General features: G+C 66.1%; 26 protein-coding genes, 3 tRNA genes and 1 pseudogene. 17 read left to right on the forward strand and 13 right to left on the reverse strand.

The genetic code is table 11. From position 1 onward, the window contains the following. Nucleotides 1–46 precede the first annotated feature (46 nt). From ACZYVJ_RS14805 to ACZYVJ_RS14820, 4 genes are all read left to right on the forward strand, one after another. On the forward strand, nt 47–463 hold the full coding sequence (locus tag ACZYVJ_RS14805; RefSeq protein ID WP_067099089.1) for a WhiB family transcriptional regulator: 417 nt from the start codon (nt 47–49) through the stop codon (nt 461–463). A 93-nt stretch (nt 464–556) separates the two neighbouring features. After that, nucleotides 557–1939, forward strand: a complete 1383-nt coding sequence (locus ACZYVJ_RS14810; protein WP_463831700.1) for an acyl-CoA dehydrogenase family protein — start codon at nt 557–559, stop codon at nt 1937–1939. Between the two features lie 63 nt (nt 1940–2002). Next, nucleotides 2003–2998 carry a pirin family protein gene (locus ACZYVJ_RS14815; protein ID WP_463831702.1) on the forward strand — a complete coding sequence of 332 codons (996 nt, stop codon included), beginning with the start codon at nt 2003–2005 and terminating at the stop codon, nt 2996–2998. Continuing rightward, nucleotides 2985–3314 (forward strand): GNAT family N-acetyltransferase, encoded by a 330-nt coding sequence (locus ACZYVJ_RS14820; RefSeq protein ID WP_064883156.1) that lies wholly within the window; start codon nt 2985–2987, stop codon nt 3312–3314. The genes ACZYVJ_RS14815 and ACZYVJ_RS14820 overlap by 14 nt, the downstream gene beginning before the upstream one ends. 125 nt (nt 3315–3439) lie before the next feature. On the opposite strand, the gene ACZYVJ_RS14825 is transcribed toward ACZYVJ_RS14820, so the two are convergent. The 5 genes and pseudogenes from ACZYVJ_RS14825 to ACZYVJ_RS14845 form a co-directional block, all read right to left on the reverse strand. After that, on the reverse strand, nt 3440–3916 hold the full coding sequence (locus ACZYVJ_RS14825) for a hypothetical protein (RefSeq protein WP_463831704.1): 477 nt from the start codon (nt 3914–3916) through the stop codon (nt 3440–3442). Nucleotides 3917–3920: 4 nt separating this feature from the next. Continuing rightward, a complete protein-coding gene (locus ACZYVJ_RS14830) occupies nt 3921–5840 on the reverse strand; it encodes a TNT domain-containing protein (RefSeq protein WP_463831706.1) in 1920 nt (639 codons plus the stop codon). Nucleotides 5841–6097: 257 nt separating this feature from the next. Further along, nucleotides 6098–6211 (reverse strand): annotated as a pseudogene (locus tag ACZYVJ_RS14835) (acetyltransferase); the annotation flags it as partial. Between the two features lie 95 nt (nt 6212–6306). Beyond that, on the reverse strand, nt 6307–7869 hold the full coding sequence (mbtM, locus tag ACZYVJ_RS14840) for a long-chain-fatty acid--ACP ligase MbtM (protein ID WP_463831708.1): 1563 nt from the start codon (nt 7867–7869) through the stop codon (nt 6307–6309). Next, nucleotides 7866–8000 (reverse strand): hypothetical protein, encoded by a 135-nt coding sequence (locus ACZYVJ_RS14845; RefSeq protein ID WP_463831709.1) that lies wholly within the window; start codon nt 7998–8000, stop codon nt 7866–7868. Before ACZYVJ_RS14845 ends, mbtM begins: the two co-directional genes overlap by 4 nt. A gap of 254 nt (nt 8001–8254) precedes the next feature. Here ACZYVJ_RS14845 and ACZYVJ_RS14850 point away from each other — a divergent pair, with 254 nt between their 5' ends. Both ACZYVJ_RS14850 and ACZYVJ_RS14855 read left to right on the forward strand, forming a co-directional pair. Next, nucleotides 8255–8752 (forward strand): DinB family protein, encoded by a 498-nt coding sequence (locus tag ACZYVJ_RS14850; RefSeq protein WP_463831710.1) that lies wholly within the window; start codon nt 8255–8257, stop codon nt 8750–8752. Between the two features lie 44 nt (nt 8753–8796). Next, complete coding sequence (locus ACZYVJ_RS14855; protein ID WP_463831711.1) at nt 8797–9156, forward strand: nuclear transport factor 2 family protein; 360 nt, start codon at nt 8797–8799, stop codon at nt 9154–9156. A gap of 78 nt (nt 9157–9234) precedes the next feature. On the opposite strand, the gene ACZYVJ_RS14860 is transcribed toward ACZYVJ_RS14855, so the two are convergent. Beyond that, nucleotides 9235–9317: transfer RNA gene (locus tag ACZYVJ_RS14860), tRNA-Leu, on the reverse strand. Between the two features lie 253 nt (nt 9318–9570). Here ACZYVJ_RS14860 and ACZYVJ_RS14865 point away from each other — a divergent pair. The 7 genes from ACZYVJ_RS14865 to pknB all read left to right on the forward strand — a co-directional run bounded on the left by ACZYVJ_RS14865 (nt 9571) and on the right by pknB (nt 19346). Next, complete coding sequence (locus ACZYVJ_RS14865; RefSeq protein WP_463831712.1) at nt 9571–11208, forward strand: DUF3662 and FHA domain-containing protein; 1638 nt, start codon at nt 9571–9573, stop codon at nt 11206–11208. Nucleotides 11209–11332: 124 nt separating this feature from the next. Further along, nucleotides 11333–11800, forward strand: coding sequence for an FHA domain-containing protein FhaB/FipA (locus ACZYVJ_RS14870; RefSeq protein ID WP_007771646.1), 468 nt, complete (start codon nt 11333–11335; stop codon nt 11798–11800). Next, a complete protein-coding gene (locus ACZYVJ_RS14875) occupies nt 11797–13305 on the forward strand; it encodes a PP2C family protein-serine/threonine phosphatase (protein WP_463831713.1) in 1509 nt (502 codons plus the stop codon). Before ACZYVJ_RS14870 ends, ACZYVJ_RS14875 begins: the two co-directional genes overlap by 4 nt. Continuing rightward, nucleotides 13302–14711 carry an FtsW/RodA/SpoVE family cell cycle protein gene (locus tag ACZYVJ_RS14880; RefSeq protein ID WP_463831714.1) on the forward strand — a complete coding sequence of 470 codons (1410 nt, stop codon included), beginning with the start codon at nt 13302–13304 and terminating at the stop codon, nt 14709–14711. The genes ACZYVJ_RS14875 and ACZYVJ_RS14880 overlap by 4 nt, the downstream gene beginning before the upstream one ends. Continuing rightward, complete coding sequence (pbpA, locus tag ACZYVJ_RS14885) at nt 14708–16186, forward strand: D,D-transpeptidase PbpA (protein ID WP_463831715.1); 1479 nt, start codon at nt 14708–14710, stop codon at nt 16184–16186. The genes ACZYVJ_RS14880 and pbpA overlap by 4 nt, the downstream gene beginning before the upstream one ends. Continuing rightward, the gene (locus ACZYVJ_RS14890) at nt 16183–17469 is read left to right on the forward strand and encodes a serine/threonine-protein kinase (RefSeq protein ID WP_463831716.1); all 1287 of its coding nucleotides are present in this window, start codon (nt 16183–16185) and stop codon (nt 17467–17469) included. The genes pbpA and ACZYVJ_RS14890 overlap by 4 nt, the downstream gene beginning before the upstream one ends. Further along, complete coding sequence (gene pknB / locus ACZYVJ_RS14895) at nt 17466–19346, forward strand: Stk1 family PASTA domain-containing Ser/Thr kinase (protein ID WP_463831717.1); 1881 nt, start codon at nt 17466–17468, stop codon at nt 19344–19346. Before ACZYVJ_RS14890 ends, pknB begins: the two co-directional genes overlap by 4 nt. On the opposite strand, the gene ACZYVJ_RS14900 is transcribed toward pknB, so the two are convergent. Both ACZYVJ_RS14900 and ACZYVJ_RS14905 read right to left on the reverse strand, forming a co-directional pair. Continuing rightward, complete coding sequence (locus tag ACZYVJ_RS14900) at nt 19324–20010, reverse strand: aminodeoxychorismate/anthranilate synthase component II (RefSeq protein ID WP_463831718.1); 687 nt, start codon at nt 20008–20010, stop codon at nt 19324–19326. The genes pknB and ACZYVJ_RS14900 overlap by 23 nt on opposite strands. Nucleotides 20011–20058: 48 nt before the next feature. Continuing rightward, nucleotides 20059–20802, reverse strand: coding sequence for a DUF881 domain-containing protein (locus ACZYVJ_RS14905; protein ID WP_463831719.1), 744 nt, complete (start codon nt 20800–20802; stop codon nt 20059–20061). A 129-nt stretch (nt 20803–20931) separates the two neighbouring features. Between ACZYVJ_RS14905 and crgA the strand changes: the two genes are divergently transcribed. Together crgA and ACZYVJ_RS14915 are read left to right on the forward strand one after the other, a co-directional pair. Further along, nucleotides 20932–21213, forward strand: a complete 282-nt coding sequence (gene crgA / locus ACZYVJ_RS14910; RefSeq protein ID WP_463831720.1) for a cell division protein CrgA — start codon at nt 20932–20934, stop codon at nt 21211–21213. A 155-nt stretch (nt 21214–21368) separates the two neighbouring features. After that, nucleotides 21369–21794 (forward strand): PH domain-containing protein, encoded by a 426-nt coding sequence (locus tag ACZYVJ_RS14915; RefSeq protein WP_463831721.1) that lies wholly within the window; start codon nt 21369–21371, stop codon nt 21792–21794. A 23-nt stretch (nt 21795–21817) separates the two neighbouring features. Here the strand turns inward: ACZYVJ_RS14915 and ACZYVJ_RS14920 are convergent, their stop codons facing one another. Further along, nucleotides 21818–22366 carry a peptidylprolyl isomerase gene (locus ACZYVJ_RS14920; protein ID WP_463831722.1) on the reverse strand — a complete coding sequence of 183 codons (549 nt, stop codon included), beginning with the start codon at nt 22364–22366 and terminating at the stop codon, nt 21818–21820. Between the two features lie 124 nt (nt 22367–22490). Here ACZYVJ_RS14920 and cwsA point away from each other — a divergent pair, with 124 nt between their 5' ends. Continuing rightward, complete coding sequence (gene cwsA / locus ACZYVJ_RS14925; RefSeq protein WP_064883130.1) at nt 22491–22925, forward strand: cell wall synthesis protein CwsA; 435 nt, start codon at nt 22491–22493, stop codon at nt 22923–22925. Nucleotides 22926–22929: 4 nt separating this feature from the next. On the opposite strand, the gene ACZYVJ_RS14930 is transcribed toward cwsA, so the two are convergent. Further along, entirely contained in the window at nt 22930–24144 is a 1215-nt protein-coding gene (locus tag ACZYVJ_RS14930; protein WP_463831724.1) for a cytochrome P450, read from the reverse strand. A 195-nt stretch (nt 24145–24339) separates the two neighbouring features. Between ACZYVJ_RS14930 and ACZYVJ_RS14935 the strand changes: the two genes are divergently transcribed. After that, entirely contained in the window at nt 24340–24906 is a 567-nt protein-coding gene (locus tag ACZYVJ_RS14935; RefSeq protein ID WP_463831725.1) for a TetR/AcrR family transcriptional regulator, read from the forward strand. Nucleotides 24907–24910: 4 nt separating this feature from the next. Here ACZYVJ_RS14935 and ACZYVJ_RS14940 read toward each other — a convergent pair. The 3 genes from ACZYVJ_RS14940 to ACZYVJ_RS14950 form a co-directional block, all read right to left on the reverse strand. Further along, a tRNA-Ala gene (locus ACZYVJ_RS14940) sits at nt 24911–24983 on the reverse strand. 148 nt (nt 24984–25131) lie between these two features. Then, nucleotides 25132–25205, reverse strand: a tRNA-Ile gene (locus ACZYVJ_RS14945). A gap of 71 nt (nt 25206–25276) precedes the next feature. Next, on the reverse strand, nt 25277–26167 hold the full coding sequence (locus tag ACZYVJ_RS14950) for a DUF3566 domain-containing protein (protein ID WP_463831726.1): 891 nt from the start codon (nt 26165–26167) through the stop codon (nt 25277–25279). Between the last annotated feature and the right edge of the window lie 29 nt (nt 26168–26196).

The raw sequence follows: 26196 nt of genomic DNA on the forward strand, positions 1-26196 counted from the left end.
TGTATACGCTTTTGCCTACGTTTCACGCTCGACCAAGGAGACCGACATGGGACACCCCTGCGCAGCGAACCCGGAATTATGGTTCGGCTACCCCGACGACGACGGTGGTGACGGCGCCGCCAAGGCGCGCGCATATGAGCGGTCGGCCACCGAGGCACGGATCCAGTGCCTGCGCCGCTGCCCACTGGCACAGCAGCGCCGCTGCGCCGCCCACGCCATCGCGCACCGCGAGGAGTACGGCGTATGGGCCGGGGTGAAGCTGCCGGGCGGCCAATACCGCAAGCGTGATCAGCTCGCTCACGCACACGACGTCCTGCGGCGTATCGCCTCCGGCGAGATCAATGCCCGGCAGCTGCCCGAGAACGCGGCCCTGCTGGCGCGCCACGAACATGAAGCGGTCGCGGTGGCCGCGGTTGTTCTGCACCTGCCGCTGGCTCAAGTCAAACCCCGTTCGGCTGCCTGACATTTCGCCGAAGGCCGGAGCGGCAGTTTGCTGAGCGGGTCAACGGGGTAGTCGGGGTCGGCAAGACCAGTCTGTCGACCTAGAGGCGCACCCATGACGTTCGACCTGACCCCGACGGCGGCACAACACGACCTTGCCCGGCGCACGCACGAGTTCGCCGAATCCGTAATACGCCCAGTCGCGCTCCACTACGACCAGCGACAGGAATTTCCCTGGGCCGTGCTCGAGGAGGCGGCTCAGCGCGGTTTCTACAGCCCACTGTTCTACCGCGATTTGATCGGCGATCCGACCGGCATCTCCCTGCCGATGTTCATGGAGGAGCTGTTCTGGGGCTGCGCGGGCATCGGATTGGCGATCGTGATGCCGGCGCTGGCGCTCTCAGCCATCGGCCAGGCCGCGTCCCCGGAGCAGATGCTGGAGTGGGCGCCCGAATGTTTCGGCACACCAGGAGATCTCAAGCTGGCCGCCCTGGCCATCTCCGAGCCCGAGGGCGGCAGCGATGTGCGTAACCTGCGCACCCATGCGCGCCGCGACGGTGACGACTGGATCATCGACGGCCACAAGATGTGGATCGGCAATGGCGGCATCGCCAACGTGCACGTGGTCAACGCGGTGGTCGACGAGGAACTCGGCCATCGCGGTCAGGCACTGTTCGTGGTGCCGGGCGGCACGCCTGGACTGAAGATGGTGCGAAAGCTGGACAAACTTGGCTGCCGTGCCTCTCACACCGCCGAGTTGCTCTTCGAAGACGTACGCGTTCCTGGCGCCAATCTGCTTGGCGGAGAAGAGAAACTCGAACACAAGCTCGCCAAAGCCAGGGAAGTCGTGGCGGGCGGAAAGCGGTCCGGTTCGGCGACGTTGGGCACCTTCGAGCAGACCCGGCCCATGGTCGCCGCCCAGGCCATCGGCATCGCACGCGCGGCCCTCGAGTACGCCACCGGCTACGCCACCGAGCGCGAGGCCTTCGGCGGGCCCATCATCGACAACCAGGGCATTGCGTTCCCGCTGGCGGAGCTGGCCACCCAGATCGACGCCGCTCGGCTGCTCACCTGGCGTGCGTCGTGGATGGCGGCCAACAACGTTCCCTTCGAACGGGGCGAGGGCTCGATGTCGAAGATGGCCGCCAGCGAAGTCGCGGTCAAGGCCACTGAGCGCGCTATCCAGACCATGGGCGGCTGGGGCTACATCACCGATCATCCGGTTGAGAAGTGGTATCGGGATGCCAAGCTGTACACCATCTTTGAAGGCACCAGCGAGATTCAGCGGATGGTGATCTCCAACGCGCTGGGTGCCGCCGTCGATACCCCGCCGCTGCATGTCGTGCTCGAACCGTCCGGGGGACCGCTGAACCGGGTATTCGGGCGGGGCACCCCGCTGCGCTCCCGCGCAGCCGACAGCGCCCTTTCGATGAAGGATCACGTGCCCGAGCCCGTCATGCGACTGGCCATGAAGGTGCTGCGGCCCCCGCGCAAGTAGGCGTGCCGGGTACGGTCGCGGAGGGCGGCGCCCGCGGGAGGGCTGCGCGACGGAGGGCGGACGATGAGCAATCTTGAAGCCGCGCCGGCCGAAGTCGCCTGCGCCGCTTCACAACACCTGGGTACCTCGGCGACAGTGGAAGTGCTAAAGCCGCGAGAGGTTCCGTTGGGCGGTCCCAGGGCAATCCGAGTACAGCGCACCCTTCCGCAGCGACAGCGCTCGCTCGTCGGTGCGTGGTGCTTCATCGACCACTACGGTCCGGTCTCCGCGCGAATGGACGTCCCACCGCACCCCCATGCGGGACTACAAACCGTCAGCTGGTTGTTCAGTGGGGAAGTGGAGCACCGCGACAGCGCCGGCGTACACGCGGTTGTTAGGCCCGGCGAGCTGAACCTGATGACCGCGGGTGCCGGCATCTGCCATTCGGAAGTCTCACTCGATTCCGGCGCGCGGCTGCACGGCGTCCAGCTCTGGGTCGCGCTGCCCGCGTCCGATCGCGACACCGGGCGTGACTTCGCCCATTACACGCCCACGCCCCTGGCACTGCCGGGCGCGACTGCGCGGGTCTTTCTTGGCGAGCTGGCCGGCGGGCGATCGCCGGTGCCGACGGCTACGCCGTTGGTAGGCGCACAGATCGACCTCGACGCCGGGGCCACCCTGAATCTCGATGTGGACCCGACCTTCGAGCACGGGGTGCTCTGTGATTCCGGCACCGTACGCGTGGATGGGACATCCCTGGCGATCGCCGAATTGGCATACCGAAGTCCCGGCCGGGCCCGGCTGCAGGTGCAGAATGCGGGGGAGAGTCCCGCGCGGGTGTTGCTGCTCGGCGGCACGCCGTTCACGGAAGAGTTGGTGATGTGGTGGAACTTCGTCGGGCGAAGCCACGAGGACATCGTCAACTACCGACGACTGTGGGAGGACGCCGACGACCGATTCGGCGCCGTCCAGGGATACCGGGGAGCACTCGCCCGACTGCCCGCCCCGCCGCTGCCGACCACCCGGCTGCGGCCCCGACCTACACCGCAAAGAAAGGGAAACACAGATGACAACCGATAAGACCGGCGCCGAAGCCACGGTTAGCCTCGAGGACGGCAAGTACACGATCGCCGTCGAGGGCAAGACCGTGGGGCTGGCCGATTTCGCCGACCGCGGCGATCAGCGCGTCTTCTATCACACCGAAATTGATCCGGCTTATGGCGGACGTGGGCTAGCCACAATCCTTGTCGAGGAGGCGCTCAACGAGGCGCGGGATGAGGGCAAGCGCATCGTTCCGGTGTGCTCGATGATCGGCACGGTGCTCAAGAAGCATCCCGAATTCGACGACATCACCGATGCGGTCACTCCGGAGATTACGCAGTGGGTGCGCTCGTAGGGTTATTTACGTTCCGGTTTCGAATCAGACTTCACGGTTGACACACTGGTCAGCAATCAATAACTGATTTATGCGGAAGACCAAGTTGCCGATCGACCGCAGCAGATTTCGGGTGTGAGCATTATTCAAAGCCCGCCTTGCCTGGCGATTTCCAAAAGTTCGTCGAGCGACTTTAGCATTACGTGGCTGAAAATTGTAGCGTCGCCCACGACTAAATTGGCGCAGTCACCATCCAGGCACAGCTCAACGTTTCCGTTGTCCAACTCGGAAACTTCAATGCCGGCGGCGTATCCCAACTTATAGAGTTCGGTGCCTAATGCGCCTGACGCCAAGCCGGAGCGGGCGAGCGTTGCCCAGTCCCACACCAGATACTTCTCTAGTAGGTCAAAGCTCGAAAATGAGGCAACGTCATCGCGCCTATGGCCCCGATCGTCGACCATGTCGATTACCCAGCGATTTGCGTCACTACGAACATAGACCGAATAGTCGTTAGCCTTGAATACGGCTTCGCAATCATCACAGCTTAACGCTGTCGACACGCCATTCAGGCCAGCTTTCGGCGCCCATTTCGACCAAATGCTCGACAAACGCGAAAAATTCACCATCTCACTGTATCCGCCGTACTACTCCAAAACGTTCCAGCTGTTCTACGGTACCAGTTGTGCCATCTGGCTTGATGATTCGATATTGGTAACCTCCGCCCGGTTGGTGGAACCACGGTGCTGCTTCCGATCCCTCTATATGCCAACCAGGTGGCAGCGCAGACGGATCTTGCACAACGTATTGGTAGAACGGTTTGCCAGCACTTACCGGGGGCAGTGAAAGTTCAGCAAAGGGGGTCCCCTCAGGAGCCATGTACCCGCCCCCCGGATGGCCCCATCGGCTGAGAATCGAGCCTGCAGTGAGGTGCGCGTCGGGAACCACAGTCCCGGGTACGGCATACGGTTTGGTCGGCAATGCGTCGTCGGGATATCGCAGGCCACCGTCCGGGTGGGTGAATTCCGGGCCAGGCTCAACCGGGTGGTATCCGTCGAACAGCGGGTGGTCCGAGGCAAGTGGCGGCGGCGGTGGGTGATCCGGCGGTAGCGGCGGCGGGCTATCAGGTGCGACCGGTACGTGAGGCCCGGCCGGCGCGTGTTCGCCGGGTACGTCGGCCGGCGGCGTGTGCTCGACCGGAGGCGGCTCAATAGGGTGGGTACCCGGGACGGGCTCCCCGCCGGTGCCGGGCAGTGGGTCATGAGACGTAAGGTTCCGCTCGGCGGCTTGGAAGTGTTCCTCTGCTCCGGCCAGTGCACGCGGGAGGACGTTGTCGGCCGTGACGCCCTCCAACATTTCACGGCTGAAAAGCATCTTCACGCCTTGCACGAGCGCTTCGCCGCCCGCCTTGAGCTCCGGCGCCCCGACCGCCAGGGTGATGGCGGTAAACAGCGGTTCAGAGGTGGCTTCCACCTGCCCGGGATCGGGTGTGCGCGTGCCCGTCAACTTGCCGCCGTTGAAGGTGTAGTAAGTGCCGGTGGCCTGGTCGAAGAATTCACCCGTGCCGTTCTTAAGCTGGCCGAAAGCCTGTACGGACTGTCCGTTGACGTTGTAGGCGAACATGAAATGCCCGTCGGGAGTGACGTTCACCGACGCGGGGTCGATGCTGTTGTAGTCGGGAATCTTGCCCAGGTCGGCGAGAGCATGGGCAAGATCGGCTTTGAGCTTGGGCAGCTTGGCGGCGGCGGCCTCGCCTTCCGGCGAGCCCGGGCCGTGGGTATAGAGGTCGGCCGCGGCCTTATCGAGCGCCTCCTGCGCAGCGCGCACCTTAGCCATCTGGTCAACAACGGCCTGGTTGGTGACTTGGCGAATGTCGGCCAACGCGGCTTGTTGGGCGGGAGACGGCGGGGCGACGCCGTCGGCGTCGACGCCATGGAGGGGGGCGCCGTCATATCCTTCGGCGTGAAGGCTATTCAGCGATTTCTGAAGGCCGTCGGAGTAGCCGTTGCGAATCGATTGCAGTGCGGCGAGCGCTGCCTTGGTGTCGCGGAGGGCGTCCTCTTCACATGTGTCGATGAACGCATGTACCGCGTCCCGGTCCGCCGCGGTGAGGCTTTTGTCGTTGTTCAATAAGTTGACGGCCTGGACGATCAAGTCCGAGATGCTCTTCAACTGCGCTTCCAACGCGGCGATCCGCGCCGCTCCTGCCTTTTGGGCGTCCGCCAACGCCGCGGCGATGTTTTCCAGGTCCGCACTGATCTTGGGCAGCTGCAACGACTGCGCTCCGAGGGTCTTCACGACCCGCTGTACTTCTGCGGAGTCGTTGATCGGATGACCGCCATCCTGGTGATTCCAGGCGGCTTCGAAGCGGGTGCGGGCTTGCTGGAAAGCGTTGTCGGCCTCGGCAGTGCATCGACCCGCGCGATGAAAGGCACGCGCTAAGTTCGAAATCTGCAACGGGCTACCAGCCTGCAGGCTCGCATTGATCGCCCACGGGTCGCCGCCGGCTTCGGCGACCAGCGCCCTCTCATCTATATAGGGAAGTCCCATGACACCATCAATGGCTAACTGGCGATGTGCATCTCACCGTGGACAGTCCGTCGCGCATTCGCGTCGGACCCAGGCATTCCACGTCGATGCGCATTGCCAACCCTCCTGAGCTGCACATAAGGGTAATGACACGGCCACACCGGTCAATTCACCACGCGTTGCGTGCGACGGAACACAAGAAAGCCGCTGATGGCGCCGCGAGCAGCGATCACAGTGCGATCCGCGTTCGGTACTTGCCGCTTTTTAAGGTGCCTAACTCAGGCCGATGAGAGCGTCGCCCGCTGCAGCGGGTAAAGCACCATCCGGCGATTCGGCATGTCGTGTTCGCCGAGGAATTCGCAACGCAGGAACTCGCAGAGCTGCCGTACCGTCGGGATCCAACTACGGAGACGGAACAGTGCGGACGGCCTCGGAGATATCCGTGAGCTCACGAGGGAGTACTCCGGTCGTCGCGAAACCGCCGGCCTCAGGTGGCAAGCTGCCGGCGCATCTCGAGTCGCCTGAGCTTGCCTGACGAGGTGCGTGGTAGCGAGCCCGGCGGCACCAAGACGACGTCGGCCGGAGTCACGCCGCACACCGAGATGACCCGTTTGATGACCGCGCTGCGGGTCACATCATGGTCCGAACCCAGGAACTCCGCAGCGATAAGCAACCGGGACTGGGCGGCGCCGGATTCGGACCCGACCGCAACCACCGCGCCTGGCCGTACACCGTCGACTTGCCCTGCTACCTGTTCGATTTCGGTGGGGAAGATGTTGCGGCCGGCGATAGTGATGACCTCTTTGGAGCGACCGCAGATGACCAGCTCGCCGTCGACCAGGTAGCCGATGTCTCCGGTACGAAACCACCCCGCATCGGGGCCGGCCCCGGTGCCGGTGTCGCCGAAATAGCGCGTCATCATGGACGTTCCACGGATCTCGACTTCTCCGATCCGATCGTCGGAAGTGTTCTCGGCCGGGCTGATTCGTAACTCCATGCCGGGGATCGGCCGGCCCAACAGCGCGTATTTCTGGACGCTTCCGGATGCGGTGCGCTCGTCGATGCGCAACCCGTCCGCGCGCTCGGGCACAGTGACAGCGCAGGTCGATTCGGCCATCCCGTAGGCAGGGGTCGCCGCCGAGGCCCGGAAACCGAACGGCGCCATGGCCGTTGCGAACTGCTGGAATCCCTCGCAGTCAACGGGTTCTCCACCGTTGATCGCAATGCGAAGCGGACCTAGATCGACGTCTGACACCCGACCGGAGAAGCGCCCGAGCGTGGCGTACCCGAAATTCGGTCCGGCGGTAAACGTTGCCGCGCTGGCAGAAAGCCAGTCCGCCCAGCGCAGGGGCGCCGCGGAGAATGCACCCGTCGGCGCCTGCCACAGCGGCATCCCACTGAGAACGCAGGTCAGCAGGAAAGCCAAACCCATGTCGTGATAGATCGGCAGCCACGAGCACCCCCGGTCGGTCGCGCCGTCGAGCTGTAACCGTTCGGCGATGCCGCACATGTTGTTCAATACCGCGGTTGGCGACAAGACCGCCGTGCGCGGATCGCCCGTCGAGCCGGCGGTGCCCTGCAGGATTGCGGCCTCCGAATCACGCGGGATCCGAAGTCTATTCGACGCCGGGGTGCGCGCAACTTCGGCCAGGCCGCAGACGGTCGGCGTCGATTCGGCCTCGCCGAGGAGACGCAGGGTCTCTCCGTGAGTAAGGACCATGCTGACTCCGATTCCGCTGAACCGATTCATCGTGTTGTGCGCCCAGTCAGCCGGGTCGGCGCCACGCCGGGGCCGCGGGAGGATCGACACCGCCGCCCCCGCCAGCCATGCGCCTTGGATGGCGGCGATCAGTTCGACGGTGGGCTCGCCGACGAGCCCGACGGCCCCGACGTGGTCCTGCTGCAGCAGACGCGTCGCGATGCGTTCGGCCATCCCGTGCACCTCGGCCCAGGGGCGCTCCGTCCATTGGTCGGTTTTCTTGTCCAGCACCACCAAGTCATGCGCCGATCGGGTCATCGCCTCGCGCATCGCGGTGGCAAGGACGTTCACGCGCCGGCTCCCACGCCGTTGAAACACGTTGTACCAGCGATCGATTCGAGCACGATGTCCAGTTGTTCGGGACGGAAGCTGACCAACTGATCGTCGACGGTGCGGGGCAGAGGGGGATGGGAGGAGGTCATGTGCCGGGACCCTACCGCGCGTACTTAGGCAAGGCTACCCTCATCAGCAAGGTGTGGGTTGTCTCACCGTCACGGCAGACGTGGACGGACTGCGCGGCCGCAACGGCTCGGTGTGCGCGCCCGCAAAGACCGGAGACTCGGGAATGGATTAGTCTAATTGCCGCCGGGCGCAACACCTTTCGAACTCTCCAATTCGGCGTCGCAAGCGCCATCGTTTCGCACGATGTGCAACACCGGTCTGAAATGATGGTCTCGTGACGGACCCCTGCGCGGGCTGTGGTTTCACCTATGACCTGCGGCAAGCCGCGACCGCCTGCGACGACATCTGTGCCGCCGCGGCCGAAGTTGTTGCACTTCTGTGTGATAGTGGCATCGACATGCGGCTGCGGGCACGACCCGACTTGTGGTCTCCGCTCGAGTATGGATGCCATCTGCGCGATGTGCTGCTCGTGCAACGCGAACGGGTGCTCGCGGCGCGGCGCGTCAACGGCGCCGACTGCGCGTCCATGGGCCGCGAGGAGCGCGCCGCGCACGACGGCTACAACGAGCAAGACCCCATCGCGGTCGCCCGCCAACTCGGCGACGCCGCAACGCTATTCAACAATGTGCTGGCACGGCTTGCAGCTGACGACTGGGATCGCACGGTGGTCTATCACTATCCCGAGACGAGTGAGCGGTCGTTGCGCTGGGTTGCGGTACACACCGCACATGAATTGCAGCACCACCTTCTCGACATTCGGCGCCAACTATGAGCCGGAGCCGCAAAGACACCCGACCCCGGCGCTACAGTGCCGGCATGAATGTCGATGCGGTCGCTTTCAGCGAACGGTGGGTGCACAACTGGAACGCTCACGACGTCGAGGCTGTTCTCGTCGACTTCCACGACGACGTCGTGTTCACGTCGCCAGTGGCCGCCAAACTCTTCCCGGAGACGCGCGGCGTGGTCCGTGGTAAGACCGCGTTGCGGCAGTACTGGACCGAGGCCGTGGCACGCATTCCGAATCTGCGGTTCTTCGTTGACGGCGTCTACGAAGGCATCGACACGATCGTCCTTGCGTACCGCAACCAGAACGGCGACTCGGTCAACGAGGTCTTGACCTTCCGGAACGACGCGGTCATCGAGGGCCACGGAACCTATCGCCTCGCCGGCTTCTAGCGCTGCGCCGCATCCGCCCGCAAACACGAAAGTCACGACCTCTTTCGAGGCCGTGACTTTTCGTTGAACCGCTCAGTGTGGGCGAAGGGGGACTTGAACCCCCACGTCCCGAAGGACACTGGCACCTGAAGCCAGCGCGTCTGCCATTCCGCCACTCGCCCGGAAAAACAACCGGTGGACCATATCACTCTAATGGCCTGATCCCCGAACTGCCGAAGCGGGCCCCGAAGCTGTACCGCACCGCGCACCCGTCGGCCCACACCTGCCTGAGCTGGGCCGATGCAATTCTCACGATTTCGGAAGTGCCGCGGCGGCATGGTGTCCCGATACCATGCGGAAGTGATCCAGCACCGGTGTGATTCGTTTGCCGTCCACGGGCAATACCTCAAGGCAAGTGCACGCGAACGGTAGGACATGAGTAGCCAACGGGGGCTGGTTGCGCGGATTGAGCGCAAACTGGAGTCGACGGTAGACAATGCCTTCGCCCGGGTATTCGGTGGATCGATCGTTCCGCAAGAGGTCGAAGTGGTGTTATGCCGCGAAGCGCGTGACGGGGTCCAGAAGCTTCACGGAAATCGCCTTTTGGCCCCCAACGAATACATCATTACCCTCGGTATGCACGACTTCGAGAAGGTGAGCGCCGATTCGGATCTCACGTCGAGCGCTTTCGCGAAGTACTTGGCTGACTACATCCACGAACAGGGGTGGCAAACGTATGGTGAGGTGGTCGTTCGGTTCGAACAGTCGTCGAACCTGCGCACCGGCCAGTACCGCGCCCGCGGTGCTGTCAACCCCGATGTCCAGCCCCGCCCGACGGTCGACGACCCCGTCCGGCCACAATCAAATAACGCGTTCGGCGAAGAACGAGGAGTAGCGCCAATGACTGACAATTCTGGCTACCGCGGGGCTCAGGGGCCGGGGCGATCCGGCGACGAGTATTACGACGACCGCTACGGGCGTCCGCAGGACGACGCGCGCGGTGGCCCGGACCCGCAGGGAGCACCCGACCAGCGGGGTGGATACCCACCCGAGCAGCAGGGCTACCCACCTCAGCAGGGCTACCCGCCGCCCCGTCAACCCGAGCAGGGTGGCTACCCGGAGCAGGGCGGCTACCCCGAGCAGGGGCACGGCGGCGGCTATCCCCCTCAGCAGGGCTACCCCGACCAGCGCGGCTACCCCGACCAACAAGGACAGGGCGGCTACCCCCCACAGCAGGGCTACCCCGACCAGCGCGGCTACCCCGAGCCGGGACAGGGCGGCTATCCGCAGTCCTACGAGCAGCGTCCGCCCGCTCCTGGCGGCTACGGCGGCCAGGGCTACGACCAGGGTTACCGCCAGGGTGGCGGCTACGGCCCTCCCGGGGGCCAGCAAGGCGGCGGTCAGCAGGGCTACGGCGGATACGGCGACTACGGTCGCGGTCCGGCGCGCCAGGACGAGGGCGGCTACGCCCCGCCCGAACACCGACCCGGCTACCCCGAGCAGGGCGGCGGGTACGACCAGGGCTACCAGCAGGGCGGCGGCTACGGCCGCCAGGACTACGGTTCCGCCGAGTACACCCAGTACTCCGAGCACGTGCAGGGCGGAACGTACGGCGGCCAGGCTGGGGGCTACCCCGAGGCCGCCAGCCCCGAGTACGAGTACGGCCAGCAGGCTGAGTACGGGCAACAAGCGGACTACGGCCAACCGGCTGACTACGGCCAGCCCGCCGACTACGCCCAGCCGGGCGGTTACGGCGGCTACGACCAGGGTGGCTACGGCGCAGGCGGAACCACGATCACCCTTCAGCTCGACGACGGCAGCGGCCGCACCTACCAGCTGCGCGAGGGGTCCAACATCGTGGGCCGCGGGCAAGACGCCCAGTTCCGGTTGCCCGACACCGGCGTGTCACGGCGTCACCTCGAGATCCGCTGGGACGGTCAGGTCGCGCTGCTGTCCGATCTGAACTCGACCAACGGCACCACGGTGAACAACGCACCGATCCAGGAGTGGCAGCTGGCCGACGGCGACGTGATCCGCTTGGGCCACTCGGAGATCATCGTCCGGATCCACTAAGCCACTGGGCTTAACGCTGCCGTGCTTCGCCCCGTGTCGTCCGCCGTCCAAGTATCGTGACGTAGCCGATGTGCTCGGAGTCACGGGCGCCAGGGATGCGACGCTAGGACGGAAAGGACGCCAGATGCAGGGACTGGTACTGCAGCTGACGCGCGCCGGATTTTTAATGTTGCTGTGGGTATTCATCTGGTCCGTGCTGCGAATCCTCCGGACCGACATCTACGCGCCCACCGGTGCCGTCATGGTGCGACGCGGTTTGGCACTGCGCAGCACGCTGTTGCCGTCGCGTCAGCGCCGGCACGCGGCCCGCTATCTGGTGGTCACCGAAGGCGCGCTGGCGGGGGGACGCATCACGCTGAGCGGACAGCCGGTGTTGATCGGCAGGGCCGACGACTCCACGCTGGTGCTCACCGACGACTACGCCTCGACGCGGCACGCCAGGCTGTCGCAGCGCGGCTCGGAGTGGTACGTCGAGGATCTAGGATCGACCAACGGCACTTACCTTGACAGGGCGAAGGTGACGACTGCGGTAAGAGTTCCGATCGGAACCCCGATTCGAATCGGCAAAACGGCGATTGAGTTGCGCCCGTGACCCTGGTCCTGCGATATGCCGCGCGGAGTGATCGCGGCCTGGTGCGTTCCAACAACGAAGACTCTGTCTATGCCGGCGCACGGCTGCTCGCGTTGGCCGACGGCATGGGTGGCCATGCCGCCGGCGAGGTGGCATCCCAGCTGGTGATCGCCGCGCTGGCCCACCTCGATGACGACGAGCCCGGCGGCGACCTGCTGGCCAAGCTCGACAATGCGGTGCGCTCCGGCAACGCGGCCATCGCCGCACAGGTGGACGCCGAGCCCGAGCTGGAGGGGATGGGCACCACGCTCACCGCGATCCTGTTCGCGGGCGACCGGATCGGGATGGTGCACATCGGCGACTCGCGCGGCTACCTGCTGCGCGACGGGGAGCTGACCCAGATCACCAAGGACGACACGTTCGTCCAGACCTTGGTCGATGAAGGCCGCATCACCCGGGAAGAGGCTCACAGCCACCCGCAGCGGTCGCTGATCATGCGGGCGCTCACCGGTCACGAGGTCGAGCCGACGTTGACCATGCGCGAGGCGCGCGCCGGGGACCGCTATCTGCTCTGCTCGGACGGATTGTCGGATCCGGTGAGCGACGAGACCATCCTCGAGGCCCTGCAGATCCCCGACGTCGCCGAGGCCGCATACCGCCTCATCGAGTTGGCGCTGCGCGGCGGCGGCCCGGACAACGTGACCGTCGTGGTCGCCGATGTGGTCGACTACGACTACGGGCAGACCCAGCCGATTCTCGCCGGCGCCGTATCGGGCGACGAGGATCAGATGACCCTGCCCAATACCTCGGCCGGACGCGCCTCGGCGATCCGTCCCCGCGACGAATCCGCCAAACGCGTTGCGCCGCAACCGGAGACGCCGAATCGGCCACGCTGGTCGCGCCACAAGATGTACATGGCCGTCGGCCTGGCCGTGCTGCTGGTGTGCGCGGGTCTCACCGTCGGATGGTGGGTCATTCAACGCAACTATTACGTCGCCGAATACAGCGGCAGGATCTCCATCGTCCGCGGGATCCAGGGCACCCTGCTGGGCATCCCGTTGCAGGAGCCCTACCTGGTGGGCTGCCTCAACGCCCGCAACGAGCTGTCCCTGATCAGCTATGGGCAATCCGGTGCCCACCCCAGTTGCCAGCTGATGACGCTGCAAGACCTGCGCCGCCCCGGACAAGTCCAAGTTCAAACCGGACTGCCGGGCGGCAGCCTGGACCAGGCCGAGTCACAGCTGCGGCAACTGTTGGCCGAATATCTGTTGCCGATCTGTCCGCCTCCGCGCGCGACGTCGCCGCCCGGCCCACCGGGCACCCGCAGCGGAACACCAGAATCCGGCACCACAGCATCGCCAGCACCACCGACCACCAGCTCTTCGAGCGCCAGCCCCTCACCGAGCACGAGCGCCAACGGCCCCGCGAACTCTGCGCCGGCAGGTCCGACGACCACGTCACAGACAGTCACCGCGCTTCCCGGGCCGCCACCTCAACCGGGCATCGATTGCCGGACGGTGGCATGACGACCCAACTTCAGCCGCCGGTCGCGGTCACGCCCCCGTTGCCTACCCGGCGTAATGCCGAGTTGCTGCTGCTGGGCTTCGCCTCACTGATCACCGTCGCCGCGCTGCTGATAGTCGAGGCCAACCAAGAGCGCGACCTGCACTGGACCGCGATCAGCTACGGGCTGGTGTTCCTCATCGTCTTCGGGTCGGCGCACATGGCCATCCGGCGCTTCGCGCCCTACACCGATCCACTGCTGTTGCCGGTCGTGGCATTGCTCAACGGCCTTGGCCTGGTGATGATTCACCGGCTTGACCTGGTAACCAATCAGCTCAGCGGTCGGCACCACCCCAGCGCGACCCAGCAGATGCTGTGGACCCTGATAGGCGTGGCGACCTTTTCGCTGGTAGTCACGTTCCTGAAAGACCATCGGCAACTGGCGCGCTACGGCTACATCTGTGGACTGGTCGGGCTGGTCTTTTTGGTGATCCCCGCCCTGCTGCCGGCATCGCTGTCCGAGCAGAACGGCGCCAAGATCTGGATTCGCTTGCCGGGCTTCTCAATTCAGCCCGCCGAGTTCTCGAAGATTCTGCTGCTGATCTTCTTCTCCGCGGTGCTGATCGCCAAGCGCGGCCTGTTCACCAGCGTCGGCAAGCATTTCATGGGACTGACCCTGCCTCGTCCTCGTGACCTCGCGCCCCTGTTGGCGGCGTGGGTGATCTCGGTCGGCGTGATGGCGTTCGAAAAAGACCTCGGCACATCGCTTTTGCTGTACACGTCGTTTCTCGTGGTGGTCTACCTCGCGACCCAACGCTTCAGCTGGGTCGGGATCGGCCTGGTGCTGTTCGTCGCGGGAAGCGTTGTCGCGTACTACATTTTCGCCCACGTCCGGGTCCGCGTGCAGATGTGGTGGGACCCGTTCTCCGACCCCGACGGCAGCGGCTACCAGATTGTCCAGTCGCTCTTCAGTTTTGCCACCGGCGGGATCTTCGGGACCGGCCTGGGTAACGGTCAGCCCGATACCGTGCCGGCCGCCTCGACCGACTTCATCATCGCCGCGTTCGGCGAAGAACTGGGGCTGGTGGGCCTGGCCAGCATCCTGATGCTCTACACGATCGTGATCGTGCGGGGCCTGCGCACGGCAATCGCCACCCGCGACAGCTTCGGCAAGCTGCTGGCCGCGGGCCTGGCGTCGACGCTGGCCCTTCAGCTGTTCATCGTCGTCGGCGGGGTAACCCAGCTCATTCCGCTGACCGGGCTGACCACGCCGTGGATGTCCTACGGTGGCTCGTCCTTGCTCGCGAACTATGTGCTGCTGGCCATCCTGGTGCGCATCTCGCACAGCGCCCGTCGCCCTCTGCGCAGCCGCGCACGCAGCGCGCCGGCGATCGCGGCGGCCGGCACCGAGGTGATCGAGAAAGTATGAACGCCTCCCTGCGCCGGATCTCGGTGACCGTGATGGCGTTGATCGTGTTGCTGTTGATCAACGCCACGATGACGCAGGTCTTCGCCGCCGACTCCCTGCGTGCCGACCCGCGCAACCAGCGGGTCCTGCTCGACGAGTATTCGCGCCAGCGCGGCCAGATCGTGGCCGGCGGCCAGCTGCTGGCCTATTCGGCCGCCACCGACAACCGCTACCGCTTCCTGCGCGTCTACCCCAACCCCGCGGAGTACGCGCCCGTCACCGGCTTCTATTCACTGCGTTATTCCAGCACCGGCCTGGAACGTGCCGAGGATCCGCTGTTGAACGGGTCCGACGCGCGGCTCTTCGGGCGCAGGCTGGCCGACTTCTTCACCGGGCGTGACCCGCGCGGCGCCAACGTCGACACCACCATCAAGCCACGCGTCCAGCGCGCCGCCTGGGACGCGATGCAACAGGGCTGCGGCGGTCCGCCGTGCAAGGGCGCCGTCGTGGCCCTCGAGCCGTCGACCGGCAAGATCCTGGCGATGGTGTCCTCGCCGTCCTATGACCCCAACCTGCTGTCGTCGCACGATCCCGAGGTGCAGGCGCAGGCGTGGCAGAAGCTGCGTGACGACCCCAACAACCCGATGACCAACCGGGCGATCTCAGAGACTTACCCGCCCGGGTCCACCTTCAAGGTGATCACCACCGCGGCCGCGCTGCAGGCCGGGGCCTCCGACACCGAACAGCTGACCGCCGCCCCCTCCATCCCGCTGCCCAACAGCACGGCGACTTTGGAGAACTACGGTGGGGAATCGTGTGGAAACGAGCCGACGGCGACGCTGCGGCAGGCCTTCGCCCTGTCCTGCAACACCGCGTTCGTCCAGCTCGGCCTCCTCACCGGGTCCGACGCGCTGCGCAACATGGCGCAGTCGTTCGGGCTGGACAGCACACCCAGCGTCATCCCGCTGCAGGTCGCGGAGTCGACCGTGGGGATCATTCCGGACGCCGCGGCGCTGGGAATGTCGAGCATCGGCCAGAAGGATGTCGCCATGACACCCCTGCAGAACGCGGAAATCGCCGCGACGATCGCGAACGATGGGGTGACGATGCAGCCCTACCTGATCGACAGCCTCAAGGGGCCCGACCTGACCACCATCAGCACCACGGCACCGTATGAGCAGCGGCGCGCCGTGTCGCCGCAGGTCGCCGCTAAGCTAACAGAGCTGATGGTCGGCGCCGAGAAGGTCGCACAGCAGAAAGGGGCCATTCCCGGCGTGCAGATCGCATCGAAAACTGGTACCGCAGAGCATGGCAGCGATCCGCGGCACACCCCGCCGCACGCGTGGTACATCGCTTTCGCGCCCGCACAGACCCCGAAGGTCGCTGTGGCGGTGTTGGTGGAGAATGGCGCCGACCGCCTGTCCGCGACAGGGGGTGCACTCGCCGCGCCGATCGGACGGGCTGTGATCCAGGCTGCGCTACAGGGAGGACCATGAGCCCGCGAGTTGGTGTGACGCTGTCTGGCAGATACCGCCTGCAGCGCCTGATCGCCACCGGCGGCATGGGTCAGGTGTGGGAGGCGGTAGACAGCCGGCTGGGCAGACGCGTCGCGGTCAAAGTGCTCAAGCAGGAGTTCTCCCAGGACCCCGAGTTCATTGAGCGGTTCCGCGCCGAGGCGCGTACCACCGCGATGCTCAACCATCCCGGGATCGCGGCGGTCCACGACTACGGCGAAAGCCAGCTGGACGGGGAAGGCCGCACCGCCTATCTGGTGATGGAGCTGGTCAACGGCGAGCCGCTGAACTCGGTGCTCAAGCGCACCGGCCGGCTGTCGCTGCGCCACGCACTGGACATGCTCGAGCAGACGGGACGCGCGCTGCAGGTGGCACACGCCGCCGGGCTGGTACACCGCGACGTCAAACCGGGCAACATCTTGATCACCCCGACCGGCCAGGTGAAGATCACCGATTTCGGTATCGCAAAGGCCGTCGACGCCGCACCGGTGACCCAGACGGGGATGGTGATGGGTACCGCCCAATACATCGCCCCCGAGCAGGCCTTGGGCCACGACGCCACCCCGTCCAGCGACGTGTACTCGCTGGGAGTCGTTGGCTACGAAGTTGTTTGCGGCAAGCGGCCGTTCACCGGTGATGGCGCGCTGACGGTGGCGATGAAGCACATCAAGGAACCGCCGCCGCCGCTGCCCTCGGAGCTGCCGCCCAATGTGCGCGAACTCATCGAGATCACGTTGGTGAAGAACCCCGCGATGCGGTATCGCAGCGGGGGGCCGTTCGCCGACGCCGTGTCCGCGGTGCGCGCCGGTCGTCGTCCGCCGCGGCCCAGCGCGACACCGCCTGCGGGCCGGGCCTCGCCGGCGGCCATTCCGTCCAGCCCGACGACCCGCGCGGCCGCGGTCTCGCCGAGCCGAAGCGCGGCCCCCCGCCGGTCGCGGCCGACCACCGGCGGGCACCGTCCACCCCCGGCCCGGCGCACCTTCTCCTCGGGTCAGCGCGCGCTGCTATGGGCGGCCGGGGTGCTCGGCGCGCTGGCGATCATCATCGCGGTGCTCATCGTCATCAATTCGAAGGCCGACCAGCAGCAACAGCCACCGACGGTGACCGACACCGGCACCCCGCCCGCCTCGGCGCCACCGGCGCCGAGCAAGACGCCGAACGGTTCGGGTGCCCGGCCCGAAATGCGACTCGATTGGCCGGATGACGGGACAATAGGGGCTTCCGGCTTCCACAACGTGCCGGCCCGACACGGAACACACCAATGACCACGCCGCAGCACCTGTCCGACCGTTACGAACTGGGCGAAATCCTCGGCTTCGGGGGTATGTCCGAGGTTCACCTGGCCCGCGACGTTCGTTTGCATCGCGACGTCGCGGTCAAGGTGCTGCGCGCGGATCTGGCCCGCGACCCCAGTTTCTACCTACGCTTCCGGCGCGAGGCGCAAAACGCCGCCGCGCTGAATCACCCGTCCATCGTCGCGGTCTACGACACCGGCGAAGCCGAGACACCCACGGGGCCGCTGCCCTACATCGTCATGGAGTACGTCGACGGTGTGACCCTGCGCGACATCGTGCACACCGATGGGCCGCTGCCGCCGCGCCGGGCGATCGAGATCATCGCCGACGCCTGCCAGGCGCTGAACTTCAGCCACCAGAACGGCATCATCCACCGCGACGTCAAGCCGGCCAACATCATGATCAGCACCACCAACGCGGTCAAGGTGATGGACTTCGGTATCGCCCGGGCGATCGCCGACAGCGGCAACAGCGTCACCCAGACCGCCGCGGTGATCGGAACCGCACAGTATCTCTCGCCCGAGCAGGCCCGCGGCGACACCGTCGACGCCCGTTCCGACGTGTACTCGTTGGGCTGCGTTCTTTATGAAATCCTCACGGGCGAGCCGCCTTTCACCGGTGATTCGCCGGTTGCCGTTGCCTACCAACATGTTCGGGAAGATCCCGTCCCGCCGTCGCAGCGGCACGAGGGCATCTCGGCCGACCTCGACGCCGTGGTGCTCAAGGCGCTGGCCAAGAATCCGGACAACCGCTATCAGACCGCGGCGGAGATGCGCACCGATCTGATCCGGGTGCACAACGGCGAAAAGCCCGAAGCGCCAAAGGTGCTCACCGATGCAGACCGGAGCTCGCTGCTGGCTTCGGCTACCGGGCCCGCCGGCCCGTCGCGGACCGATCCGCTGCCGCGTCAGGTGCTCTCCGACGCGGGGGAGGACCGCAGCGTCGGCTCGGTCGGCCGCTGGATCTTCGCGGTCGCCACGCTGGCGGTTCTGACGATCGTTGTCGTCATCGCCTTCAACACTTTCGGCGGCGGCGCCCGCGACGTGCAGGTGCCCGACGTGCGCGGGCAGGTGTCCGCCGACGCCATCGCGGCGCTGCAGAACCGTGGCTTCAAGACCCGCACCCTGCAGAAACCGGATTCCGCGATCCCGCCCGACCATGTCATCGGCACCGACCCGGGCGCCAACGCGTCGGTCAATGCGGGCGACGAGATCACCATCAACGTCTCCACCGGGCCCGAACAGCGCGAGGTGCCCGACGTGTCGTCGCTGAGCTACTCCGACGCGGTCACCAAGCTCAAGGCTGCTGGATTCAGCAAGTTCAAGCAGGCCAACTCGCCGTCGACCCCGGAACTGCTGGGCAAGGTGATCGGAACCAACCCGCCGGCCAACCAGACTTCGGCGATCACCAACGTCGTCACCCTCATCGTCGGCTCCGGCCCGGAGACCAAGCAGGTCCCCGATATCGCGGGCCAGAACATCGACATCGCGCAGAGGAACCTGACCGTCTACGGCTTCAGCAAGGTCACCCAGGTGCAGGTGGACAGTTCCCGCCCGGCCGGCGAGGTGATCGGCACCAATCCGCCCAAGGGACAGATGGTTCCGGTCGATTCGGTGATCGAAGTGCAGGTGTCCAAGGGCAACCAGTTCATCATGCCCGACCTGTCCGGCATGTTCTGGACCGACGCCGAGCCACGGCTACGCGCGCTGGGCTGGACGGGCATCTTGGACAAGGGCGCCGACGTCGACGCCGGTAGCGCCCAGTCCCACCGGGTGGTGTATCAGAACCCGCCGGTCGGCTCCGGGGTCAACCGGGACGGCATCATCACGCTGAAGTTCGGTCAGTAGCCGTCGGGTCGGCCGGGAAATACGGTCGCACCGCGGCGTGCACGTCATTTTCGAGCCGGCGCACCAACGTGTCGTTGCGCTCCCATCCGCAGTCGGCGAGCCAGTTCGCCAGCATCCGGTGGCCACCCTCGGTCAGGATCGACTCCGGGTGGAACTGGACACCGTGAATCGGTAATTCGGTGTGGCGCACCCCCATGATCACGCCGCTCTCGGTGCGGGCCGTGACCTGAAGCACCGGTGGCAGCGACTCGGGCAGGATGGTCAGCGAGTGGTAGCGAGTCGCCGTAAAGGGGTCCGGAAGTCCTTGCAGCACACCGGTATCGCCGTGGTGGACGCTGCTGGTCTTGCCGTGCAGCAGCTCGGGGGCGCGGTCGACAACGGCGCCGAATGCGACTCCGATGGCCTGGTGCCCCAGGCAGACCCCGAGCAGCGGGGTCCGTTCGGCGGCACACGCGCGAACCATCGGAATCGATGCGCCCGCGCGTTCCGGGGTCCCCGGCCCCGGACTGAGCAACACCCCGTCGAACTGGCGGGCGGCGGCGGCCTCGTCGGAGAGCCGGCTGTCGTCATTGCGCCACACTTCCGCGTCCACACCCAGCTGACCGAGGTACTGCACCAGGTTGAACACGAAGCTGTCGTAGTTGTCGACGACCAGGATCCGCATCGTGCCAGGTTACCGTCCGCCCGCACTCGCGCCGCTGGTCACTAGCCGTCAGTAGCCGATCGGGCCGTTGGGCTGCGCGAAATGCAGCCGGTCGGGCTCGAAATGACCCACGACCTGCACGTCGGGCTTGACCTCTTCGGTGTAACCGAGGCCGAAGCGAACAACGTACTGCTTGTACAGGATTACCAGGGGTGCGGCCGCGAGGGCGGCCTGCATGGCCGCCGCGTTGCCGATCGCGGTGATCGTGTACGGCGGGCTGTAGGTGCGCCCGTTCAGCAAGAGGGTGTTGCCGACGCAGCGCGGCACCGAGGTCGCGATGATCCGCTGGTCTTGCATCTGGATTGCCTCGACGCCGGCGCTCCACAGCGCGTTGAGCACGGCCAGGATGTCTTGCTGGTGCACCACCAGGTCGTCCGGCGAGGCATCGCGGGGGAAACGGCCGTTGGCGTCGCGCTGCGCGTCCGCGAGGGTGACCAGCATGCCGGGCCCGTGCACCGGGGTCATGTCCGCCTCGCCGGCGAGCTGGCTCGAGCGCCGCAGCATGGCCGCCAGCGCGGCATCGGACGACCTTCCGTGGGCGGCGTCGATCTTGCTCGCCAGCGCCTCGCGTTGGGCGTTGAGACGATTCACCGACGACTGCGTCTCGCGGACCAGGTCCACCAGCCGCGGGGCGTCACTGCGGCGGATTTCGGCGCCCCCGGAGACGCCGTGGGTGGCGGCGAGCAGCAGTCCGGCCAGCAGACACACGACCGGGACGCCCAAGCGCCATGGCGACCGGCGCGTCTGGATCATCGCCTCTCCATTTCCTGGTCACCGCTCCAGGTGAGTTAGTCTCGTAGCCAAGCTATGGGTGCAGCTGCAGTGTTTATCGTTGCACCCCGTCCCGCTCACCGTGTCGTTGAGGTAATCCGCGAGGTAATCATGCCCAAGTCCAAGGTCCGCAAGAAGAACGACTTCACCGTCGGTGCGGTCAGCCGCACCCCGGTGAAGGTCAAGGTCGGACCATCGAGCGTGTGGTTCGTCGCGCTGTTCGTCGGTCTCATGCTGATCGGCCTCGTCTGGCTGATGGTGTTCCAGTTGGCCGCCGTCGGGAGCCAGGCACCGGCTGCGCTCAATTGGATGGCCCAATTGGGTCCATGGAACTACGGGATCGCGTTCGCTTTCATGATCACCGGTTTGTTGCTCACGATGCGCTGGCACTGAGCAGGACACTCGCCATAATGAATTCATTTTTGGCCTGATCTGTGACTGCGTCAGCAACTTTGTAACCACCCAATCACACGCGTGTGATTTATCCCCACTGTTGATAGCTGATGTGGATAACTGCATAGGCCGTGGTCGGAGGGGCTAAGGAGCGCATGCAGCAAACACAATGGCAGCCGCACACGGCGGGAATCGCTGGTTGTGGAGCCGCGGGTGTTGTGATGGCTATCGCCGCTGTGACCGTGGTCACAGACCCGCCGGGGCGCATTCTGGCGGGCGTTGCCGCGGCGGGTCTGATCTTGTTTGCCGGCGTGTCGTGGCACGCGCGTCCCAAGCTGGCAATCACGACTGGCGGCCTGATGCTCCGCGGCTGGTTCCGGACGCAGGTATTGCAGCATTCCGACATCAAGATCATCCGCATCATCGAGTTCCGCCGCTACGGGCGCAAGGTGCGGTTGCTCGAGATCGAGACGGCCCACGGCGACCTGGTGCTGTTCTCCCGCTGGGACCTCGGGACGGATCCGCTGGAGGTGCTCGACGCGCTCACGGCAGCGGGCTACGCGGGCCGCCAGCAAGGCTGATCGGCCCGCGGCTTACCGCCGGCTCAGGAGATGGTGATCGACTCGATGACGACCGGCTCGGTGGGACGGTCGTTGCCGTCGGTGCCCGTCGTCGCGATCGCCTCAACAACCTTCTGCGACTCGGGGTCGGTCACCTCGCCGAAGATCGTGTGGCGCCGGTTCAGGTGCGGGGTTTGACCGACCGTGATGAAGAACTGCGAGCCGTTGGTACCCGGGCCTGCGTTCGCCATCGCCAGCAGGTAGGGCTTGTCGAATTGCAGTTCGGGGTGGAACTCGTCGGCGAACTTGTAGCCGGGGCCGCCGCGACCGGTTCCGGTCGGGTCGCCGCCCTGGATCATGAAGCCCCGGATCACCCGGTGAAAGACCGCGCCGTCGTAGAACGGGCCGGACGAGCCTCCCGATGCGTTCTGCGTCGAGTACTCCTTGGTGCCCTGCGCCAGGCCGACGAAGTTGGCGACGGTCTTGGGCGCGTGGTTTCCGAAGAGGGCGACCTTGATGTCGCCGCGGTTGGTGTGGAGCGTGGCGGTAGCAGTCTGAAAGGGGCTGTTGGTCACGGCAACAGAGTCTGCCACTACGGGCGGGCGTTGCCGCACGCGGTGTCACCCAAGGCGACGCCGACGTCCCTATGCTGGCAGTCTGTTCGAATACCGGGCCGGCTTCACGGCAGGCCCTACCCACGGGACAGGAAGGCGACAGATGAGCGCGAAGACGGATTCCCGGCTGACCCCGCGGCAGCGACTGGCGCGTGGCCTGTCCTATTCGGCGCAGGGACCGGTGGACGTCACCCGGGGAGTGGTCGGCCTGAGTGTCCAGTCCGCGCAGTCGACCGCCTCGCAGCTGCGTCGCCGGTATCAAGAGGGGCGGCTGGCGCGAGACCTCGCCGCGGCGCAGGAAATCCTGGCACAGGAGCTGGCCGCCGCGCAGGAAGTGGTCACGAGCCTGCCCCAGGCGCTGCAGGACGCGCGCCGCGCGCAGCGTCGCGGCAAGCGCCCGTTGGTCTTTGCGGGGGTCGCCGTCGCGGTGCTCGCCGGGGGCGCCGTCGCCTTCAGCATCATCCGGCGCTCCGTGCGGGCGAAGCCTCAGGATCCCCAGTCGCGGCCGCCGAGCGTCGACGTGCAGCCGCGTCCCTAGGGTCTCAGCGCACAGCCAGCTGCAGCCGTTCGCGGCGCCGGACCAGGATGCTCGGCAGCCAGTCGCCGATGTCGGCCGCGTCGATCCACGACGTGCGCTCGAGCAGCATCCGCAGCACGATGTGGGCCTCCAACCGGGCCAGCGCTGCACCTACGCAGAAATGCACGCCCTTGCCGAAACTCAGATGGCTCTTGGTCGCGGTGCGGTCGAGGCGGAATTCGTTGGGGGCTTCGACGTGTGCCGGGTCGCGGTTCGCCGCTCCCCACATCAGCAGCAAGTGTGCGCCACCCGGCACCTCCACCCCACCCAGTGTGGTGTCGCGCCACACGTGGCGGTAATGACCGCGAAACGGCGCCTCGAAGCGCAGCGTCTCTTCGATGAAAGCGCTTAGTAGTTGCGGGTTTTCGCGAAGCTGCTGTTGGATCGCGGGGCGGTCGGCTAGAACGCCCGCCGCGCTACCCAGCAGCGATGCCGTCGATTCTCCGGCGGCACTGAAGAGGGTCAGCATGATGCCCAGCGCCGGCAGCTGCTCAATTTCGCCCGACGCGTAGCGTGCGGCCAGGTCGGATATCAGCGCCGATTCTGGCTTATCGCTTGCCTTTTCGAAATGCTCCAGCACGTAGCCGCCCAGTTCCATCGCGGCCAGTCCGGCCAGTTCGAGCTGTTCGGCAGCGACAATCCCGTCGAGCAACGCGGTGGTGGCGTAACCGAGCCGGATGAGTTTGTCGACATCATCATCGGGCAGACCCAGCAGCTTGCAGACCACCATCATGGGCAAGCGGTTGGCGATCGCGCTCATCCATTCGATCTGACCATCGCGCAGATTCTCCTCCCAGAGACGGTCCGCGGTCTGAGCGGCGAACTCTTCGATGACCCGAATTCGCTTGGCCGACAGGTGTGGCAGCAGGATCTTTCGGTGCATCGCATGAATCGGATCGTCCGCCGTGGCCAATGCATGCATCGGGGTCCCCGGCGCGCCCATGTCGAACGGGGTAACGGTGCCGTCTTCGTGAAAAACCATGGTCGCCGTGAGGTTCGACGAAAAATCTCCGACCCGATCGACGGCGTCATGCACCGCATCCCAACCGCATACCGCGTAGAACACCGAATCGCCGATGCGGTGCACCGGCGCCTCGGCGCGCATGCGGTCGTACAGCGGGTAGGGGTCCTGGATCGCCTCGCCGCTGAAGAACGGGACCGCACTGTCCAAGACCGTCATGCGTTCAGGCTCGATGCAGCTCGCCGCAGCGTCAACGGGATTCCGATAAGTTGAGGAACCGTGGCGGCCGGAGTCGACGACGGACGACCGCGCATACCCGTCACCAGCAGCCGATTCGCCTGATAATTTTTGCCCCTGATTTCTCACGCTGCGAGAAGTATTTCTACATCGTGCAATGTGGTGGAACATGGGGGGATGCCGGGTGACGACTGGTTGGTGGGCCGCGATCGCGGCAGCGAGGCCGCCGAACGGATCTACACCGCGGCGGCGGACCTCATCGCCCGCCGTGGATACGACGGATTCACGATCGAGGCCTTGGCAGCCCGGGTGCACTGCTCGCCCGCGACGATTTACCGGCATGCCGGCGGCAAAGCGGCCATCCGCGACGCCGTCGTCGGTATTCAAGCGGCTCGCATCGTCGACGCCACCCGGGTAGCCATCAAGGACCTTCGGGGCCCCGAGCGGGTCGTGACCGCCACGATTATGGCTTTGGAAAGCCTGCGTTCCGATCCGCTGGCTCAGCTCATGCGGTCGATCCACGCGGCCCCGGTCAGCGATTGGGTTATCAGCTCACCCACGGTGACCGCCCTGGCCGCCGAGATGCTGGGGCCTGGCAACGACGACCCGCTGGCGGGGCAGTGGCTGATCCGCGTCTTCCTGGCACTGTGGGGCTGGCCGCTCAAAGATCCGACCGCTGAGCGCGCCTTGGTGGAACGCTTTCTCGGCTCGTCGTACACCGCCAGGGCGGGGAAAGGGACTTGACTTGTGGAGCCTAGGGGAATCGAACCCCTGACACCCGCCTTGCAAAGGCGGTGCTCTACCAACTGAGCTAAGGCCCCTCATCGTGACTGAGTGGCTGACCTTGGTCATCCACAGCCACGTGCCAGACCTCGACCCCACGTCGTGACCACGCCACCGCTGCCAACACGGCGATGAGTCCCAGTGGCAGTGCGAGCCTTACGCAACGTCTTGACGGGCACATGGTTGTGGGCCTAGGAGGACTCGAACCTCCGACCTCTTCGTTATCAGCGAAGCGCTCTAACCGCCTGAGCTATAGGCCCGTACTCGCGTACGGCCGAGCGACGAGATTACCGCAATCCCCGCCTTACTCCCAAAAGTGCAGCATCCACTGCTAGTCGCGGTCCGCCAGCGTGACCTCGACGCCGCCGATCAGATCGGTCGTCAGGTTGTAGACGAAGGCGGCGATGGTGGCCATCGCCGTCAGCAGCACGATGTTGACCAACCCGATCAGGACGGCGCCGCCGAAAATCGTGCCGCTGGACACCAGTTCGCCGCTGCTGCCGCTGGTGTTGTTCAGCAGGTCGCCGACGTTGCTGTTCAGCTTCGACCACACGCCCATGCCGCCGAGCACCAGGTATAGAAACGCGACGGCGATCATCCAGACGAAGAACAACGCCACCGAGAGCAGCAGCGACACCTTCAACGTGCTCCACGGGTCGATGCGACGGATCTGCATGCTCGCGCGCACCGGGCCCCGCGTCCGCCGGGACACCTGCACCCGGTTGTCGCGGCTCTCCCGTCCCTCCCTCGTTTCGGCGGTGGCCGAACGTCCGGGGCCCGACGAGCTCGACGACTCCGCGGGCCGCTCGGGCGTGGGCTTGCGGTGCGGGCCGCGCGGGACCGGGCCGGACAGATCCGGTAGCTCGCTGGCGTAGGCCTCTGTCGGCGATGCCTCACTACGCGTGTGCTCGGGCTCTTTGGCATGCGACGGGGCGCCGGGGGCCGTGGTGCCGGAGATGAAGCGGTTCAGCCGGGCTTCGACACCGCCGGCCTGACCGGCCTGACCGGAGGGCCGCTTTTCGGTGGGCGGCTCGCTCTGCCGAGGTCCCGGCTGCTGGGGCCGGGCTCCGCCGCCCTGCCAGGGCGGTCCATCCCCACCCTCTTGGCTGCGGCCACCCTGTGCGGGCGGCGCCGCCCGGCGCACCCCGGCACGCTCGACCGAACCATCCCCGTTGGGGCCGTCCCCCTTTTTGGGGGCGCCCGGCTCGTTCGGTGAGGTCACCCCGACTCCTTAGGTCTGCGCGGGCCGCC

The organism is Mycobacterium sp. IDUB_3 (assembly GCF_055419585.1).

Excerpts from the sequence above, each read along its gene's own strand:
- ACZYVJ_RS14805 (WP_067099089.1), top strand. The coding sequence starts at position 47 with ATGGGACACCCCTGCGCAGCGAACCCGGAATTATGGTTCGGCTACCCC.
- ACZYVJ_RS14810 (WP_463831700.1), top strand. The coding sequence starts at position 557 with ATGACGTTCGACCTGACCCCGACGGCGGCACAACACGACCTTGCCCGG.
- ACZYVJ_RS14815 (WP_463831702.1), top strand. The coding sequence starts at position 2,003 with ATGAGCAATCTTGAAGCCGCGCCGGCCGAAGTCGCCTGCGCCGCTTCA.
- ACZYVJ_RS14820 (WP_064883156.1), top strand. The coding sequence starts at position 2,985 with ATGACAACCGATAAGACCGGCGCCGAAGCCACGGTTAGCCTCGAGGAC.
- ACZYVJ_RS14830 (WP_463831706.1), bottom strand. The coding sequence starts at position 5,840 with ATGGGACTTCCCTATATAGATGAGAGGGCGCTGGTCGCCGAAGCCGGC.
- ACZYVJ_RS14845 (WP_463831709.1), bottom strand. The coding sequence starts at position 8,000 with ATGACCTCCTCCCATCCCCCTCTGCCCCGCACCGTCGACGATCAGTTG.
- ACZYVJ_RS14855 (WP_463831711.1), top strand. The coding sequence starts at position 8,797 with ATGAATGTCGATGCGGTCGCTTTCAGCGAACGGTGGGTGCACAACTGG.
- ACZYVJ_RS14865 (WP_463831712.1), top strand. The coding sequence starts at position 9,571 with ATGAGTAGCCAACGGGGGCTGGTTGCGCGGATTGAGCGCAAACTGGAG.
- ACZYVJ_RS14870 (WP_007771646.1), top strand. The coding sequence starts at position 11,333 with ATGCAGGGACTGGTACTGCAGCTGACGCGCGCCGGATTTTTAATGTTG.
- ACZYVJ_RS14880 (WP_463831714.1), top strand. The coding sequence starts at position 13,302 with ATGACGACCCAACTTCAGCCGCCGGTCGCGGTCACGCCCCCGTTGCCT.
- pbpA (WP_463831715.1), top strand. The coding sequence starts at position 14,708 with ATGAACGCCTCCCTGCGCCGGATCTCGGTGACCGTGATGGCGTTGATC.
- ACZYVJ_RS14890 (WP_463831716.1), top strand. The coding sequence starts at position 16,183 with ATGAGCCCGCGAGTTGGTGTGACGCTGTCTGGCAGATACCGCCTGCAG.
- pknB (WP_463831717.1), top strand. The coding sequence starts at position 17,466 with ATGACCACGCCGCAGCACCTGTCCGACCGTTACGAACTGGGCGAAATC.
- ACZYVJ_RS14900 (WP_463831718.1), bottom strand. The coding sequence starts at position 20,010 with ATGCGGATCCTGGTCGTCGACAACTACGACAGCTTCGTGTTCAACCTG.
- ACZYVJ_RS14905 (WP_463831719.1), bottom strand. The coding sequence starts at position 20,802 with ATGATCCAGACGCGCCGGTCGCCATGGCGCTTGGGCGTCCCGGTCGTG.
- crgA (WP_463831720.1), top strand. The coding sequence starts at position 20,932 with ATGCCCAAGTCCAAGGTCCGCAAGAAGAACGACTTCACCGTCGGTGCG.
- ACZYVJ_RS14915 (WP_463831721.1), top strand. The coding sequence starts at position 21,369 with ATGCAGCAAACACAATGGCAGCCGCACACGGCGGGAATCGCTGGTTGT.
- cwsA (WP_064883130.1), top strand. The coding sequence starts at position 22,491 with ATGAGCGCGAAGACGGATTCCCGGCTGACCCCGCGGCAGCGACTGGCG.
- ACZYVJ_RS14930 (WP_463831724.1), bottom strand. The coding sequence starts at position 24,144 with ATGACGGTCTTGGACAGTGCGGTCCCGTTCTTCAGCGGCGAGGCGATC.
- ACZYVJ_RS14935 (WP_463831725.1), top strand. The coding sequence starts at position 24,340 with ATGCCGGGTGACGACTGGTTGGTGGGCCGCGATCGCGGCAGCGAGGCC.